We start from the raw sequence: 17,072 nt of genomic DNA on the forward strand, positions 1-17,072 counted from the left end.
TTTATACTAAGAATGACAGGCTATGGTCAATGGTTAATGTTTAGTTAAAAATTAGATTTGGTTCAGATATGTAATTATCTGAACCAATCTTTCTTATTTCTATTTAGCCGGTTCTAAGACATGAAAAACACCAAACTGATATTATTCCTATTCTTGGCTTCTCAAACCCTATTACGGGCTCAAGATACTACTCCAAAATCTCCTAATATACTCTATATTCTGGTAGACCAATGGAGAGCCCAGACCACGGGATACGCTGGAAATCCGGATGTTATTACGCCTAATTTGGATCGACTGGCCTCCGAAAGTATCAACCTTAAAAATGCCGTATCTGGAACACCCGTATGCACTCCGCACAGGGCTTCTCTAATGACCGGCCAGTACCCACTGACCAATGGCGTTTTTATGAATGATGACTTATTAGACACCAATGCCATTACGCTACCTAAGGTATTTAACAAGCATAATTACAACACGGGATTCATAGGCAAATGGCACCTGGATGGTCACGGCAGAAACACTTACATTCCCCCTACTCGCCAGCAAGGATTTGCGTATTGGAAAACCTTGGAATGCACACATAATTATAACAACTCTGCGTATTACACCGGTGATTCTGACCAAAAGAAATTTTGGGATGGCTATGACGCTGCCGCTCAAACAGACGATGTATTAAAATATTTAGATAAGCAAACCTCAAAAGATAAGCCCTTCTTACTCATGCTTTCCATTGGTAGCCCTCATGCTCCTTATGAAACAGCCCCTGCCGAATTCAAGGAATGGTATGAAAACAAAGAAATAACCCTTCGAGACAATGTGCCAGCTGAACTTAGAGAGAAAGTGCTTGAGGACACCAAAGGTTATTATGCACACATGACTGCCATAGATACTTACATAGGACAAATGTGGCAAAAACTCATCGACCTAAATCTGGAAGAAAACACCATCATCGTTTTCACCTCTGACCACGGCGACCTACTCGGTTCTCATGGTTTCTATAAAAAGCAGCAGCCCTATCAGGAAAGTATTAAAGTGCCCTTTCTTATTCACTACCCAAAAGCATTTGGGAAAGAAGGTAAAACTTTAGAAACCTTAATTAATTCGCCAGACATCATGCCTACGCTTTTGGGGCTGTCAAATATTGCTATTCCAGAAACTGTAGAAGGCATAGATTTTTCGTCTGTCCTCAGCGGAAAAAAGAAAGACAAAGTAAAGCAAACGCTAATTTCTTGTCCTCAGCCCTTTGGACAGTGGGCCAGAAAAAAAGGAGGCAAAGAATATAGAGGGCTCTTTACTGGTAAATACACTTATGCCAGAGATTTGGAAGGATCTTGGCTCCTTTTTGACAATGAAGAAGACCCTTTCCAAATGAATAATTTGATTGGCAAAGCCGAATATCAAAAGTTACAAAAGGAAATGGATAAGAATCTAAGCAAGGAACTCAAAAAAAAGAAAGACGAATTTCTTCCAGGAATGGCATACGTTAAGAAATGGAATTATTTGGTAGACGAAACAGAGACCGTTCCATATATCAATGTGAATTATGAAGGAAAACCTATTATAGAATAATCATTTACAATCAAACAACCCGAAATGAATTTAAATCAAAACATAAAAACGCTACTGGCTACTGTCGTAATGGGCTCTTTTACAGTTTCATGTACGCAATCGCATAGTGCATCAAAAGCAGCTCAAGAAACAACAGTAAATAAAGAAGCTGGTTTCAAAAAAATATTTAATGGCAAAAACTTAGACGGCTGGAATGGCGATCCTACCTACTGGAGCGTAAAAGATGGAAATTTAGTAGGAGAAATAACCCCTGCGACTTTGCTAAAAACAAATTCATTCATAATTTGGAAGGGCGGTGAGCCAGGCGATTTTGAATTAAAAGGAGAGTTCAATATTACGGAAAAAGGAAACTCTGGAATCAACTATAGAAGTGAGCAACTTTCTGATATTCCTTTTGCATTAAAAGGATACCAGGCAGACATTGACGGTGCAAACCGTTATACGGGCCAAAACTATGAAGAGAGAGGAAGAGCAACCCTAGCCTACAGAGGTCAGATTACGAGTATTAGACCTCAAAATGGTGACATGACACATGAGCAAGTAAGAGCAAAAGTTCAAAAAAATGCTTGGACCGACTTAGATGTGACTGGTAGTGTTGGAGATTCTGATGAATTAAAAACCAAAATTAATGCCGAAGGCTGGAATGAATTTAGGTTGGTCATTAAAGGCAATAGATTACAACATTATGTAAATGGTGTTTTAATGAGTGATGTAACCGACAACGACACCGTAAACGGGAAAACAAAAGGACTTTTAGGGGTGCAGGTGCATGTAGGACCACCCATGAAAGTGATGTATAGAAATTTAAGATTAAAACAAGAATAGCAAATGACAAAAATCGGATTTAACGTACTAGCATGGTCTGCGAATGTATCGGAAGACTTATACCCCATCATAGAACGCCTAAAAAACATAGGTTATGACGGGGTGGAGTATTTTGTGGGAGCAGAGGAAATTAAAAATTATAAGCTAGTAGGAGATCGCTCAAAGGAGCTCGGTCTTGAAGTTACTTGTGTCACGGTGGTAAGCCCTGATGCAAATCCGGTTAGTGACGATATCAATATAAGAGCAAAGGGTTTAGACAGAATCAAATGGTCAATAGACAGAACAGCCGAATTAGGTTCTAAGATACTTTGTGGCCCTTTTCACTCTGCTCATGCTCATTTTTATGGACGCCCTGCCACGGCTGATGAGCTTAAATGGAGTGCAGAAAATATGCACAAAGCAGGTGAACACGCCAAAGAAGCAGGAGTGACTTTGGCACTAGAAGCCTTAAATAGATTTGAGTGTTATTTAGTGAATACCATGGCAGATTTGGCCAAACTGGTGACCTCTGTAAATCACCCAAATGTGAGGGCCATGTTTGACACTCACCATAGCAATATTGAAGAGAAAAAATATGTTACGGCCATCAATAACATTGCCCCACATTTAGAGCATGTACATATTTCTGAAAACGACAGAGGGACGCCAGGAAGTGGACACATTCCTTTCGACGACGCCTTTTCGGCTTTAAAAGGTATTCATTATGACGGTTGGTTAACCATCGAAGCTTTCTCTAGAAGCGACCCCGATTTTGCGAACGCTATCAATGTATGGAGAGAATATGACGACGCCTGGGACATTGCAGAAAAAGGCTTGAAGTTTATTCAAGACATGTCTGCCAAGCATGGCTTATAAACAAACATGGCTTATAAAAGAAACCAAATTAAACAACCCATTGAAAAATATCCTATGAAAAATCAACTGCCATTCCGTTTTGGCTCCGAAGTCTACACTTGGTTTATGAGTGGCGACGGTGAAACCCATAAAGGTCAGCTTGGTCACATGATTGAGATTATCGCTAAAGCTGGCTTTACAGGTATTCAGCCCATCTTCACTTGGATGGGAGACTTGGTCAATCCAGAATTATTAGCCGACAAGCTTAAAGAACAAGGCATAGAACTGGCTGCACTGGCTTTAGCACAAGACTGGAATGGAGCAAAAGAAACGGATGAGGAAAAAATAGTTGCAGATAATGCCATAGCACTTTTAGAACATTTTCCTGGGGCTATGCTTAACACCGTTCAAATTCCAACTGGACGTCATGATATAGAAAGCAGAAGAAAAAGCTTGGTTAACATTGTCAATACAGTTTCTAAAAGAGCCGCTGATAAAGGAATTCCTTGTAGCTATCATCCTAATTCACCGCATACTTCTATCATCAGAACAGATGAAGATTATAAAATAGTTTTAGAAAGTCTTGACACTTCTGTAACCGGTTGGACCCCAGACGTAGGTCATATCATAAATGGCGATATGGATCCTTTAAGCAAAATGAAGGAATACCAGTCGCTCATTAACCATGTGCATTATAAAGATTGGGATGGAAATCCCGAATTTGTATTAATGGGAAAAGGAAAAGTAAAGCTTTTAGAAATTACCCAATGGCTTAAAGACATTAACTATGGTGGCTGGATCATCTGCGAAGATGAAGGCTCTTTAGCACTTGAAGACCCAGATGCCGTGACCATCCATGATGGTCAGTGGATAGTAAACGATTTAATCCCAAAACTGAAGTAAAATGCCCATCATTGAAACAAACGGAATAAAACTCTATTACGAAGAAAGAGGAGAATCTCACAAACCTCCACTACTTCTTATTATGGGTATTACCGCTCCTGGCTCTGTATGGTATGCTCACGTGGAAGCATGGGAAAAGGAATTTAGGTGCATTATTGTGGATAATAGAGGCGTCGGAAAATCCGACAAACCGAAAGGGCCTTACACCACAGCACAAATGGCCGATGACTATGCAGGACTTTTAGAGCATCTAAACCTTGATAAAGTAAATGTAGCAGGCGTTTCAATGGGCGGAACCATTGCACTTCAATTGGCTATAAGACATCCTAAAAAGGTCAAGTCTCTCCTATTAATGTGTCCGTGGGCCAGATGCGACAATACCGCAAAGGCTATTTTTCAGCACATAATGACCTGCAAAGCACGTTTTAGACCTGAGGAGTTTAGCCACTACATTCAACTTCTTATCTATTCAAAAGCCTCTTGGGATAATGAGACCATTTATAAAGAACTAGAGGATGGTAGAGCCGCAGATGCCATTGGTGAAAACCAGCAGCCTCTACATGGTTTGGAAGGTCAAGCCTGGGCTTGCATAACGCACAACGTTTTGGACAAACTGTCTAGCATTAGTCAGCCTACTTTTATTGTTGGTGGTGAAGAGGATCAATTTACGCCAAAATGGATGGCAAATGAGATAGCAGAAAATATACCTAAGGCGGAATTATATCTCTACCCTAAAAGCGGGCATATTTTTCATTTTGAACATCTTGAAGACTTTAACCAGAGAAGTTTAAACTGGTTTATAAAACAATGAATTTCCTAAAAGAAAATAGCTGGAAAGATAAAATCTCGCATACCTCCCAAATAGGTGGTATAGAAACTTCCATTTTGGACAATGGATTAGGAAAAGGTACTAGAATAGCCTGGATAAATACTGGATCAGGCTTAAGATTTAAGGTCGTTTTAGATAGAGGGATGGACATTGTAGATGCATTTTACAAGGAGCATTCTCTGGCATGGATCAGCCATAACGGCGTTACAGCCCCTCAGCCATTTTCTGATGAAGGCATAGACTGGCTTAAGACTTTCTCAGGGGGTTTACTGACCACCTGTGGACTCTCCAATGTGGGAGGTCCAAATGAAGACGAATATGGCAAAAGAGGATTGCACGGCAGAATAAGTAACATTTCAGCAGAAATAGAATCTATTATCCAGCCCGATCCTTTGATAGGAAAAATGGAAATGAGCATCACCGGTATATTGAGAGAATCTACCGTTTTTGGTACCAATCTAGAACTGCGAAGAACCATTTCCTGCACGCTTGGAGCGTCTGAAATCAAAATAAACGACGAGATTATTAACAGAGGAAATACAAAAGTGCCTGTGATGGTGCTTTACCATGTCAACTTCGGTTATCCGCTGGTAGACGAAGGCACCCAAATTATGTGGGAAGGAGACTGGAAAGCTCGCGATACCAAATCAGAAGAGATTTTTAAGGAGGGCAATGATTTCAAAACCTGTCCGGGAGCTTTATCGGCACATGATGGTACCGGTGAAGCGGCGGCCTACATAGAGATGGCAACAGACAGCGAAGGTTTTTCAAATTGCGGTATAAGCAATGAAAAATTGAATCTAGCAGTCCATCTAAAATACAAAAAAGACCAATTACCCGCATTCTGTAATTGGCAGCATTGGGGCAAAGGCGAATATGTGACAGGCTTAGAACCTGGAACAAATTTACCTATCGGTCAAAAGCAAGCGAGAGAAGACGGCACTTTACAATTTTTAGAGCCTTTTCAATCGAAAACTATAAATCTTGAATTCAAAATAACAAACATTTAAAAGCATAATATAAACGGAACTATGAGTAACATTTCAAACGCATTAGAACAAGGAAAAGGAATTTTGAGACTTACCCCTACTTGGGTACCTCGTTCTTTTTGTGTACCAGGAAGGAGAATTAAACTTCACCCAGACGATTATTACGTACTAGGCGGAGAGCGTGGCGGTATAGACGAAAGATGGCTTTCTTCTACCTGTGCGGCAGAAAATGGCCCATTAACAGGTAAAAACGAAGGTTTGAGTCATGTGGTTTATAAGGATGGAGAAAAGGATGTTTTTGTAACGCTGAAAGATGTTATTGAAGAACTAAAAGGAGAGATTATTGGCGATAGACTTTGGAACGAATACAAAAGCTGGCCGATGTACTCTAAGTTTTTTGACAACATGGGACCTCTCCCTCATCATATCCATCACAATGACGAAAAAGCAGCATTAGTGGGTCAAAATGGTAAGCCTGAAGCTTATTATTTCCCTCCTCAGCTTAATAATCATGGCGGAGATTTCCCTTATACTTTTTTCGGAATAACACCAGGTACCACTAAGGAGCAAATCAAAGAATGCTTGATGAACTTCACAAAAGGTGACAATAAAATCACCAACTATTCCGCTGCTCAAAGACTAGAACCTGGCACTGGATGGTATGTTCCACCAGGAGTTTTGCATGCACCGGGTAGCCTTTGTACCTATGAGCCACAGAAAGCTTCGGACATTTTTGCGATGTACCAAAGTCTGGTAAATGAGGCTATTGTACCAGAAGAATTACTATGGAAAGGTACACCTCAAGATAAAATCGGTGATTATGACGAATTAGTAAGCGTAATCGATTGGGAACTTAACACAGACCCAAACATCGTTGAGAAATTTTTCATGTTACCAATACCAGTAAAACCCGTAGCAGAAATGGAAGCTGAAGGTTACATAGAAAACTGGATATGCTACAAGGCTGTAGACTTTAGTGCCAAAGAATTAACGGTACTGCCAGGCCAAACCGTTACCATAACAGATGCCGCAGCTTACGGATTGATAGTGATGCAGGGTCACGGTAAAATGGGCGAATGGAACATTGAAACACCAGCATTGATAAGATATGGTCAGCTGACCAATGACGAGTTCTTTGTAACTGAAAAAGCGGCCAAAGAAGGTGTGACTATCACAAATTACTCTGCCCATGACCCAATAGTGATATTGAAACATTTTGGACCTAACAATCCAGATTTAACTGTGGAATAAAAGAATTTAATTTTTAATCAACCCAAACTAAAACATAATGAGTACTAATAATTATCCAAAACTACATAATGCTACTTGGCCAGGAATAGTAGGTAAAGGACCCGATTCTGAACCAGCTATAGCCTTAGATAACATGTTAAAAATGACTGCCGCTGCTGAGGTGAACGGGGTCAAGTTTGATGGTGTAGATCTAGGACTTTTTGACCCACATTACGATCTTGATACTTCTGATGATGGCGTAAAAAGGTTGGCAGAAAAAGTAGCTGCTTATGACCTTTCCATAGGAAGTTTGGTAGCTCCAATCTGGGGTGGTCCTGCTATGGGAACCAAAGAGCAAAGAACAGAATTTGTAGAAATGGTACGTAAGTCTTGCGAAATAGGTCAGAAACTAAGAGCTATGGGCATAAGACCAAACGGAATAGTTAGAATAGACTCTGCCAGCAGTGTAGCAGACTGGGCAAAAGACCCTAAAGGCAATTCAAAATTAATAGCCGACACTTTCCGTGAAGCCTGCGATGTAGCAGCAGATTATGGTGAAAGACTGGCCGCAGAAGGAGAAATCTGCTGGGGAGGAATGCAAAGTATGGATTACATGCTAGAAACCTTTGAGATGGTAGACAGGAAAAACATTGGTTTCCAGGCCGATATGTCACATACCACGCTCTATCTTCTTGGTTATAATGCTCCGGAACACAGGGTATTACCAAAAGATTTCAACTGGGCCGACAGAGAAACTTTCTTAGCCGCTCTTAAAAAAATCACGGATAAACTAAGACCTTGGACCATAGATTTCCACGTGGCTCAAAACGACGGAACCGTACACGGAACAGGCTCGCATGATAAAACAGGCCGTCATTGTCAAGCCACAGATCCTAACGGAAAACTAGACATTGCAAACGACGCAGGTTACTGGCTGAGGGATGGCTCTGGTGAATTAACAAAGGCATTTAAGCATATCTGCTGGGATGGATGTATGTTCTCTAACGAAATTATGACGCAGCCTCAAACATGGAACGACATCTTGGGAGCTATGATACAAGTAAGAGAAAAACACGGCTGGTACGAGGCCTAAAATTTAGCGGGATTTTGCCATCCCGCTAAATTCAAACTCATACATTTTTAACTCTATACTCAACCTGAAACATTAGAAAGAATGGCACAAAAAAAGAAACTTAGAATAGGATTAGTAGGCACGGGCCTCATGGGTAGAACCCATGCAAACGGCTATAACAGAATTCATAACTTTTTCCCTGAATTAGAATTCGAACCAGAACTTATAGCGGTTTGCTCTAGAAATGAAGAAAAAGTTAAGGCTTTTGCTGAGCAGTGGAACTTTGCCTCTTATGAAACCGATTGGAGAAAACTGATAGCTAGAGACGACATTGATGCTATAGATGTATGTACCCCTAACGACAGCCACGCCGAAATATCCATAGCTGCCGCCGAAGCTGGCAAAATGGTCTTATGCGAAAAACCGCTTTCTAGAACCATAGAAGAAGGTCAAAAAATGGTAGACGCTGCCGAAAAAGCAGGCGTTAAAACCACAGTATGGTATAACTATCGTAGAATTCCTGCGGTCACTTTAGCCAAAAACATTATAGACTCTGGTAAATTAGGCAGAATCTTCCATTACAGAGGAAACTTCTTACAAGACTGGACCATCAATGCTGACTTACCACAAGGAGGTGAAGGCCTTTGGCGTATGGATTCTAACACCGCTGGTTCTGGAGTTACAGGAGATTTATTAGCTCACTGTATTGATTCTGCCATGTGGTTAAATGGTGGTATTAAAGATGTTTCTGCGGTCACAGAAACTTTCGTAAAAGAGAGAATGCATCAGCTTACTGGTAAAGTAGAGCCCGTCAAAATCGATGATGCTTGCCTTTTCCATTGTCACTTCGAAAACGGTTCTTTGGGTCTTTTTGAGGCCACAAGATACGCCAGAGGGCATAAAGCCCTAAAAACATTTGAAATTAATGGTGAGCATGCCTCTATCCGTTGGGACTTGCATGACATGAACAGACTAGAGTTCTTTGATCATGCTGATGAGTCTAAACTCAGAGGATGGCGTTCTATTCACGTTACAGATGGAGATCATCCTTATATTGACAAATGGTGGATTCCTGGTTGTGGTATTGGATGGGAACACAGTTTTGTACACCAAGTGGCAGATTTCCTTAAAAGTCTGGAAGACGGCAGCGACTGCTCCCCTACTTTCAAAGAAGCTTTACAGACGCAGAAAGTTTGTGAAGCCATCATTGCATCTGCAACAGAGAGAAGATGGGTGGATACCGGCGTAGACGGACAATTCGTATAAAATAAATGCAGCCTAGCAAATGCCAGGCTGCATTTTCTTAAAACCCTATGCCCCTTCTTCAAATCTCCCAAATTTCAAAATCATTTTCAGGAATACAAGTTCTTGAAAATATCTCCTTTGACCTTCAAGCAGGCGAGGTGCATGCCCTCATGGGAGAAAACGGAGCTGGTAAGTCTACTTTGATGAAAATACTCATGGGGATGCTCAAAGCAAACTCCGGCAGCATTTCTCTTTCAGGAGAAAATATCACAAAACTAGGCGTTCAGGAAACCTTAAAGAAAGGCATCGCCATGATTCATCAAGAAATCCTTATGGTTCCTGAATTGAGCATTGCCCAAAACATCTTTTTAGGAAAAGAAACCGCCACTTTTTCCTTTTTAAATGAAAAGCATATCAATCAGCAGACGCAAGAGCTGTTTGATAACATTGGTTTAACGCTAAACCCGATAAGCAAAATGAAGGATTTGAGCATCGCTCAAATGCAAATGGTGGAAATAGTCAAAGCGATTTCAAATGAGGCCAAGGTTATTATCATGGATGAACCTACCTCTGCCCTATCTGATAAAGAAGTGGGGAAACTTTTTGAAATCATCAAAGACCTAAAAAGCAAGAACGTGGCCATCGTTTATATCTCCCATAAAATGGACGAGATATTTCAAATAGCAGATCGGGTCACCGTGTTGAGAGATGGACATTATATGGGCACCAAAGCAGCACATGAGCTCAATAACAAAACCCTGATCAGTATGATGGTGGGTAGAGAAATTGACGATATTTATCCCGTCTCAAGTGCCAAAATAGGCCAAACACTACTCGAAGTACAAGGCTTAAGCTCTAAAGGGAAATTTGAAAACATCCATTTTGATGTTAAAGAGGGAGAAGTTTTAGGCATATCTGGATTGGTTGGTGCTGGCAGAACTGAAGTAGCTAGAGCCATAGCAGGGCTGGATAAATTTGACCGTGGTAAAGTGATTTTAGAAGGCAAGGAATTAAAGCTCAAAAGCCCAAAAGATGCGATTGCTGAAAAAATAGGTTATGTCAGCGAAGACCGTAAAGCCCTGGGTTTCATTCCAGATTTATCTGTCAATGAAAACCTAACCCTAGCCAGTTTAAAGGTTTATTCAAGTAGCAATTTTCCGGTTAAGAAACGTGAACAAGCCGCAGGTCAAAACATGGTTAATAACCTTAAAATTAAAACAACCGGTCTCTCCCAAAAAGCAGTAAACCTGAGCGGTGGAAACCAGCAAAAAGTAGTCATTGGCAAAGTGCTTTTAACCTATCCAAAGGTCATTATCTTGGATGAACCCACTAGAGGAATTGACATTGGAGCTAAATTCGAAATTTATAAACTCATCAGAACGCTGAGCAGTGAAGGAATTGCCATTATCATGATTTCCTCCGAACTGCCAGAAATCTTAGGCCTTAGCGATAGGGTTTTAGTACTTTCTAGAGGCCAACAAACGGCCATATTATCAGGAAAAGAAGCCACTCAAGAAAACATTATGCAATATGCAATTCATTAAAAACCTCAAAGAATACGGCATATTTATCTCCTTTATAGTCACTTGTGCTATACTCTCTTATGCTACGCCGCAGTTTTTGAGTATGGCCAACTGGACCATTATAATCACACAAGTGTCTATCAATGCCTTGCTGGCATTCGGTGTGACGTTTGTAATTATCACCGGAGGTATAGACCTCTCTGTGGGCTCCATTGTGGCAGTAACCGGTGTGGTGGCGGCGTCATTGGCACAAAACGGCGACTACCCCGTAATGGTGGCCGTGGCAGGAGGTTTAATCGCAGGACTGGCATTCGGTTTTTTAAACGGTTTTTTAGTTACCAAGAGCAAAATTGCTCCCTTTATTGTGACCTTGGGCACCATGACCATAGGCAGAGGCCTAGCTCTTATACTGAGTAAAGGCAGGCCGGTTTCCAACCTTTCAGATAGTTTCAACTTTATCGGCAACGGGAAAGTTTTAGGACTCCCTGTACCCATCATTATTCTAATTCTTGTCTTTATCCTTAGTTCTGTGGCTCTTCGTAAAACCATTTTCGGAAGATATGTCTATGCCATAGGTGGAAATGAAGACGCCGCTTGGGCATCAGGAATAAGCGTTAATAAAATCAAACTTGCCGCTTATGCCATCTGTGGAGCTTTATCCGGTTTGGCGGGAATACTATTGACCGCTAGAATAAGCACAGGTCAGCCTAACTCAGGAATGGGTTTTGAACTTGATGCCATTGCCGCAGTAGTGATAGGCGGCACAAGTACCACAGGTGGCCGCGGAACTATGGTAGGAACGCTTATTGGAGTGCTGTTGATTGGTGTTATAAACAACGGCCTAGACCTTATGAACGTAACTTCTTATTACCAGCAGGTCATTATGGGTATCATCATTATTGGAGCTGTATTGATGGACAGCTGGAATCAAAAAACGAGAAACTAAACAGTATATATGAAATCATTAAAATTACTTTTTTTTGCAGGTCTTATTTCTCTCACAGCTTGTAATCCTGCCGAAGACGACGGTAAACTGGTTATAGGAGCTACCATGCTCAGTATGCAGAATGAGTTTATTGTAAACGTGGCTGACGAAATGGAGAAGAAAGCCACGGAAATGGGCGTAAAACTCATTATAGTTGATGCCGAAAGGTCTGCTCTAAAACAGATGGAACAGGTAGAGAGCTTTATAGCTCAAGGCGTTGATGCCATCATTTTAAACCCTTGCGAAGTAGAAGCCAGCTCTCCGGCCGTTGCCAGAGCCAAAGCCGCGGGAATTCCAATTATTAATGTCAACTCTGAAACCGCAGAAAAACCCAATGCTTTTGTAGGCTCAAATGACATGGAATCTGCCCGAATAGCCATGAATTATCTGGTAGATAAAATGGATGGAAAAGGAAATCTGGTGATGATTCATGGCTTTATGGGTCAAGCCGCTCAAATCCAAAGAGAGGCAGGTGCTAAAGAAATATTAAAAGCCCACCCTGACATGAAATTACTGGCAGAGCAAACCGGCGAATGGGACCGTTCTAAAAGCATGGACTTGATGCAAAATTGGATTCAATCTTACGGAAATAAAATAAATGCTGTTTTTGCTCATAACGATGAAATGGGCATGGGTGCCGTAAAAGCATTAGAAACGGCTGGACTAAAAGATAAGGTTCTGGTGGTGAGTATAGATGCCATTCAGGATGCTTTACAGGCCGTAAAAAAAGGAACATTGGATGCCACTGTTTTCCAGAATGCCAGAGAACAGGGAGCTGCAGCCATTAGCACTGCCGTTAAGCTGGCACTAGGACAGGAAACCGAGAAAGAAATATTGATTCCTTTCCAGTTAGTGGTCAAAGAAAACGTAAATGAATTCTTAAAATAGAAAACTCGTAACTGTCTAATTACATAGCAGTTACAAACGATAAAAAACAATATTTTCAACCAAGCAGTACAGTAAAGGACGGGATACCTATCCGACCTTAATAATTTAGCACTTATAAACAAGAACAACATCATGGACATTTCGGTTAAGAATTTTAAATATGTAGACTACCTGTGGGATTTCGAAAAAGCAGAGTCTTTAAAAAATGATCAAGTTGCGTTATTTTTATACAGATCTAACATCTTAGGTGCAGACCTAAGAATTACAAATTATGGCGGTGGAAACACAAGCTGTAAAACGATAGAGAAAGATCCGCTTACCAACGAAGAGCTTGAAGTGATGTGGATTAAAGGCTCAGGTGGAGACATTGGCACATTAACTCGCTCGGGTATAGCAGGTCTTTATACAGAAAGATTACGCAACCTTAAGAACGTTTACGAAGGTCTGGCTGACGAAGACAGAATGGTTGGCCTTTTTAATCATTGCATATATGACTTAGACAGTCGTGCCCCTTCTATTGACACGCCTCTTCACGGTCTTTTACCTTTCGCCCACATTGACCACCTTCACCCAGACGCCCTTATTGCGGTAGCTGCGGCAGAAGACAGCGAAAAAGTAACCAAAGAAATCTGGGGAGATACCATGGGTTGGGTGCCTTGGCAGCGTCCTGGTTTTGACTTAGGTCTTCAATTGGAAAAATGTTTGGCAGAAAACCCAGGCATCAGAGGTATTGTTTTGGGTAGCCATGGATTGTTTACTTGGGCCGACAACTCCTACGATTGCTACATCAATAGCCTTGAGGTTATTGAGATGGCATCGGAATACATTGAAAAGAAAATTGCTGAAAAAGGAAGCGTTTTTGGTGGACAAAAAATAGAAAGTTTACCTAAGCAAGAGCGTTTAGATAAAGCCGCTGATCTTATGCCACTTTTACGTGGACTGTGTTCTTCTGAAAACCGTATGATTGGGCATTTTACCGACGACGATGTGGTTTTGGAGTTTATCAACAGTAATGATTTGGCAAGACTTGCTCCTATGGGAACTTCTTGTCCTGACCATTTCTTGAGAACCAAAATTCAACCTTTGGTATTAACACTTGACGCCAACGAAGACTTATCAGATTCCGAAGCTGTTTTAGCCAAGCTAGAGCCTGCTTTTGAAGCCTATAGAAAAGAATATCAAGCATACTACGATACCTGCAAAAAGGCGAATAGCCCAGCGGTAAGAGATGCCAACCCGGTCATTATTATATACCCAGGTGTAGGTATGTTTAGCTTCGCAAAAAACAAACAAACTACCCGTGTAGCCAGTGAGTTTTACATCAACGCCATTAATGTAATGCGTGGTGCCGAAGCCATTACGGCTTACACTTCCCTACCTAGACAAGAAGCTTTCGACATAGAATATTGGCTTTTAGAAGAAGCAAAATTATCTAGAATGCCTAAAGAAAAGCCTCTTTCTAGAAAAGTAGCTTTTGTGACGGGTGCAGGTGGTGGAATTGGTAAGGCCATTGCCGACAAATTAGCACAAGAAGGAGCCAATGTATTCTTAACGGATATTGCCGAAGATAGACTAAAAGAAGCCGTAGGAACTTACGGTGGTGATACTGCAGCATATGCAGTTTGTGACGTAACCAACAGCAGCTCTGTAGCAGAAGCTTATAAAGCAGCTTGTTTGGAGTTTGGTGGTGTGGACATTGTGGTACACAGTGCAGGACTGGCCATTTCTAAACCACTGGCAGACACCACAGATGCAGATTGGGACATCTTACAAAAGGTATTGGTGAAAGGTCAGTTTGAACTTGCCAAACAGTGTGTAGGCGTTATGCGTAAGCAAAAACTGGGTGGAGATTTCATTAGCATTGCCAGTAAAAATGGTTTAGTAGCAGGACCAAACAATGTGGCTTATGGCACGTCAAAAGCGGCTCAACAGCACATGGCTAGATTATTAGCGGCAGAATTAGGTCCAGAGAAAATCCGTGTAAACACGGTTAATCCTGATGGGGTGATAGTAGGAAGTAAAATCTGGGAAGGTGCATGGGCAGAAGGCAGAGCCAAAGCTTATGGCATAAAAGTAGAAGAACTACCCGCTCACTATGCCAAAAGAAACTTGATGAATGAAATCATTTATCCAGCCGATATTGCCAATGGCGTATTTGCTCTAGTAGCAATATTAGAAAAAAGTACCGGCAACATTATCAATGTAGATGGCGGTATGGCAAACGCATTTGTAAGATAAAAATTTAAATAAAAAAACACCAGAGCCTTCTGGGTCTGGTGTTTTTTTTTACGATTATAACTACTGTTCAAAGCTTCCGTTTTGAACCACTAGTATTCCATAATGAAACAAAAGGTAACCGCAATATTTGACATAGGAAAAACCAATAAGAAGATTTTCCTATTTGATGAAGACTTCCAAGAAGTACATAAGGCGTATGTACGGTTTGACGAGATTGAAGATGAAGACGGCTATCCTTCTGAAGATATTGAAAAGTTGAAAAAGTGGGTGGTCGAGACTTTTGACAACATACTATCCTCTGGAAAATACGAAATTACAGCTCTTAACTTTTCTACCTACGGTGCCAGTTTTGTGCACATTGGAGGAGATGGAGAGGTGGTATCTCCTTTGTATAATTACACCAAACCTTACGACAGCTGTATTGAAGCTATTTTTTACGCCAAATACGGCCCAATAGACAAATTCTGTCAAGAAACTGGCTCTGCAAAATTGGGTATGTTAAACTCTGGTTTGCAGCTCTATCTTATCAAGTACAAACAGCCAGATCTGTATAAAAAAATAAAATACTCGCTACACTTACCGCAGTTTATCAGTTTCCTTTTTACAGGCACACCTTTAAGCGAGTACACCAGCATTGGCTGCCATACTGCCCTCTGGGATTATAACAAAAACGACTACCACCGCTGGGTCTATGAAGAAGGGATAGATAGCAAATTACCCAAAATAGTATCTACCGAAAGTAGCATAGACATGAATTACAAAGGTCATCAGATGAAGATTGGTGTGGGTATCCATGACAGTTCGTCGGCCTTGGTTCCTTATTTAAGAAGCTCTGAAAAGCCTTTTTTACTGGTTTCTACTGGCACATGGAGCATTACACTGAACCCCTTTAGTGATGGCATTTTAAACCTTGCAGATTTAAAGGAAGACTGTCAGAACAATATGCGTATAAACGGTGATGCCGTAAAAGCTGCTCGGCTTTTCTTAGGTAATGAATACAAACTACAGGTTAAAAAATTAACCGAACACTACGGCGTAAACCACGAAACACATAGAACAGTCAAATTTGACAAAGCCATTTTTAAGCGTCTAAACAAAGACTTTAAACGGTATTTTTCTTGGGAGAGTTTAAATGACGCTGCCGCTCTTAGCGAAACAACATTACCCTTTAAGACTTTTGAAGAGGCCTATCATCAAATGATGCTGGAGCTGGTCAAACTGCAGGTAAGAAATATTGAAATAGCCAAGGGATCAGATGATCTGAGAAACCTTTATATCGATGGTGGCTTTAGCGATAACGACATTTACATTAAACTCTTAAGTTACTATTTAAGTGATATGGAGCTAAGAACTACAGATTCTTCACTAGGCTCTGCATTGGGTGCAGCCATCACTATTTCTGAGGCCACATTAACCCCAGAATTCTTAAAGAAAAACTACTCCTTAAAAAAACACGAACCTATCATTTTATAAAAACCTTTACAGCATTTTTCAAAGCGTAATGTTCCTAGAGCATTACGCTTTTTTGTTTTCTTCAAAAAGGAAAAGCTTTTCTTCCCTCCGAACAATGCCCTAAAATTATATCCTAGTATTAAGTTTCCTAAAGCCACGCAAAAACGGAGTGAAATCGAGTTAGAAACCATGAATTTCAGATGGAAAATAGTGCAAAACAAAGGAATGCACATTCCACCAAAGGGTAAAGAAAACATCTACTCAAAAACGAACTTTTTAGGGCTTAAAAAGCACTCTTATTTACCAAAAATAAACTAAAATTAATAGCGGTTTAAACACTACTACTTAAAGAAATTTGGGAAAATTTGGTCTTAACCCTGGAAATTTAAACTTCTTACTTTAAGCAAATTTCAACATCAACACTAACTACTCACTTTCAGTGATTTACACCCTTCATTCGAGTTAATTCCAAATAGGCAACTACCGCCAT

At 40.7% G+C, this 17,072-nt stretch carries 14 protein-coding genes; all 14 read left to right on the forward strand.

Going from position 1 to position 17,072, the window contains the following annotated elements; all coding sequences use genetic code 11:
• Positions 1-120: 120 nt before the first annotated feature.
• The 14 genes from ACSBFT_RS11860 (at position 121) to ACSBFT_RS11925 (ending at position 16,603) form a co-directional block, all read left to right on the forward strand.
• Positions 121-1,569 (forward strand): sulfatase family protein, encoded by a 1,449-nt coding sequence (locus ACSBFT_RS11860; RefSeq protein WP_489604786.1) that lies wholly within the window; start codon positions 121-123, stop codon positions 1,567-1,569.
• Between the two features lie 24 nt (positions 1,570-1,593).
• Positions 1,594-2,394 carry a 3-keto-disaccharide hydrolase gene (locus tag ACSBFT_RS11865; protein ID WP_463046753.1) on the forward strand — a complete coding sequence of 267 codons (801 nt, stop codon included), beginning with the start codon at positions 1,594-1,596 and terminating at the stop codon, positions 2,392-2,394.
• A 3-nt stretch (positions 2,395-2,397) separates the two neighbouring features.
• Positions 2,398-3,249 (forward strand): sugar phosphate isomerase/epimerase family protein, encoded by an 852-nt coding sequence (locus tag ACSBFT_RS11870; protein WP_489604787.1) that lies wholly within the window; start codon positions 2,398-2,400, stop codon positions 3,247-3,249.
• 54 nt (positions 3,250-3,303) lie between these two features.
• Complete coding sequence (locus tag ACSBFT_RS11875; RefSeq protein ID WP_489604788.1) at positions 3,304-4,131, forward strand: sugar phosphate isomerase/epimerase family protein; 828 nt, start codon at positions 3,304-3,306, stop codon at positions 4,129-4,131.
• Between the two features lies 1 nt (position 4,132).
• The gene (locus ACSBFT_RS11880) at positions 4,133-4,942 is read left to right on the forward strand and encodes an alpha/beta fold hydrolase (protein WP_489604789.1); all 810 of its coding nucleotides are present in this window, start codon (positions 4,133-4,135) and stop codon (positions 4,940-4,942) included.
• Complete coding sequence (locus tag ACSBFT_RS11885) at positions 4,939-5,970, forward strand: aldose 1-epimerase family protein (protein WP_489604790.1); 1,032 nt, start codon at positions 4,939-4,941, stop codon at positions 5,968-5,970. Before ACSBFT_RS11880 ends, ACSBFT_RS11885 begins: the two co-directional genes overlap by 4 nt.
• Before the next feature lie 21 nt (positions 5,971-5,991).
• Positions 5,992-7,200, forward strand: coding sequence for a hypothetical protein (locus tag ACSBFT_RS11890; RefSeq protein WP_489604791.1), 1,209 nt, complete (start codon positions 5,992-5,994; stop codon positions 7,198-7,200).
• A 37-nt stretch (positions 7,201-7,237) separates the two neighbouring features.
• Positions 7,238-8,272, forward strand: a complete 1,035-nt coding sequence (locus ACSBFT_RS11895; protein WP_489604792.1) for a sugar phosphate isomerase/epimerase family protein — start codon at positions 7,238-7,240, stop codon at positions 8,270-8,272.
• Positions 8,273-8,353: 81 nt separating this feature from the next.
• Complete coding sequence (locus ACSBFT_RS11900) at positions 8,354-9,517, forward strand: Gfo/Idh/MocA family protein (RefSeq protein WP_489604793.1); 1,164 nt, start codon at positions 8,354-8,356, stop codon at positions 9,515-9,517.
• 47 nt (positions 9,518-9,564) lie between these two features.
• Positions 9,565-11,040 (forward strand): sugar ABC transporter ATP-binding protein, encoded by a 1,476-nt coding sequence (locus ACSBFT_RS11905; protein ID WP_489604794.1) that lies wholly within the window; start codon positions 9,565-9,567, stop codon positions 11,038-11,040.
• The gene (locus tag ACSBFT_RS11910; protein ID WP_489604795.1) at positions 11,027-11,965 is read left to right on the forward strand and encodes an ABC transporter permease; all 939 of its coding nucleotides are present in this window, start codon (positions 11,027-11,029) and stop codon (positions 11,963-11,965) included. Before ACSBFT_RS11905 ends, ACSBFT_RS11910 begins: the two co-directional genes overlap by 14 nt.
• A gap of 9 nt (positions 11,966-11,974) precedes the next feature.
• Entirely contained in the window at positions 11,975-12,892 is a 918-nt protein-coding gene (locus ACSBFT_RS11915) for a sugar ABC transporter substrate-binding protein (RefSeq protein ID WP_463046743.1), read from the forward strand.
• A 132-nt stretch (positions 12,893-13,024) separates the two neighbouring features.
• Positions 13,025-15,130: a bifunctional aldolase/short-chain dehydrogenase gene (locus tag ACSBFT_RS11920; RefSeq protein ID WP_489604796.1), complete on the forward strand. Its 2,106-nt coding sequence runs from the start codon at positions 13,025-13,027 to the stop codon at positions 15,128-15,130.
• 102 nt (positions 15,131-15,232) lie between these two features.
• Positions 15,233-16,603, forward strand: coding sequence for an FGGY-family carbohydrate kinase (locus tag ACSBFT_RS11925; protein WP_489604797.1), 1,371 nt, complete (start codon positions 15,233-15,235; stop codon positions 16,601-16,603).
• The last annotated feature ends 469 nt before the right edge of the window (positions 16,604-17,072 follow it).

The organism is Arcticibacterium sp. SM2516 (assembly GCF_057914865.1).

Excerpts from the sequence above, each read along its gene's own strand:
- ACSBFT_RS11860 (WP_489604786.1), top strand. The coding sequence starts at position 121 with ATGAAAAACACCAAACTGATATTATTCCTATTCTTGGCTTCTCAAACC.
- ACSBFT_RS11865 (WP_463046753.1), top strand. The coding sequence starts at position 1,594 with ATGAATTTAAATCAAAACATAAAAACGCTACTGGCTACTGTCGTAATG.
- ACSBFT_RS11870 (WP_489604787.1), top strand. The coding sequence starts at position 2,398 with ATGACAAAAATCGGATTTAACGTACTAGCATGGTCTGCGAATGTATCG.
- ACSBFT_RS11875 (WP_489604788.1), top strand. The coding sequence starts at position 3,304 with ATGAAAAATCAACTGCCATTCCGTTTTGGCTCCGAAGTCTACACTTGG.
- ACSBFT_RS11880 (WP_489604789.1), top strand. The coding sequence starts at position 4,133 with ATGCCCATCATTGAAACAAACGGAATAAAACTCTATTACGAAGAAAGA.
- ACSBFT_RS11885 (WP_489604790.1), top strand. The coding sequence starts at position 4,939 with ATGAATTTCCTAAAAGAAAATAGCTGGAAAGATAAAATCTCGCATACC.
- ACSBFT_RS11890 (WP_489604791.1), top strand. The coding sequence starts at position 5,992 with ATGAGTAACATTTCAAACGCATTAGAACAAGGAAAAGGAATTTTGAGA.
- ACSBFT_RS11895 (WP_489604792.1), top strand. The coding sequence starts at position 7,238 with ATGAGTACTAATAATTATCCAAAACTACATAATGCTACTTGGCCAGGA.
- ACSBFT_RS11900 (WP_489604793.1), top strand. The coding sequence starts at position 8,354 with ATGGCACAAAAAAAGAAACTTAGAATAGGATTAGTAGGCACGGGCCTC.
- ACSBFT_RS11905 (WP_489604794.1), top strand. The coding sequence starts at position 9,565 with ATGCCCCTTCTTCAAATCTCCCAAATTTCAAAATCATTTTCAGGAATA.
- ACSBFT_RS11910 (WP_489604795.1), top strand. The coding sequence starts at position 11,027 with ATGCAATTCATTAAAAACCTCAAAGAATACGGCATATTTATCTCCTTT.
- ACSBFT_RS11915 (WP_463046743.1), top strand. The coding sequence starts at position 11,975 with ATGAAATCATTAAAATTACTTTTTTTTGCAGGTCTTATTTCTCTCACA.
- ACSBFT_RS11920 (WP_489604796.1), top strand. The coding sequence starts at position 13,025 with ATGGACATTTCGGTTAAGAATTTTAAATATGTAGACTACCTGTGGGAT.
- ACSBFT_RS11925 (WP_489604797.1), top strand. The coding sequence starts at position 15,233 with ATGAAACAAAAGGTAACCGCAATATTTGACATAGGAAAAACCAATAAG.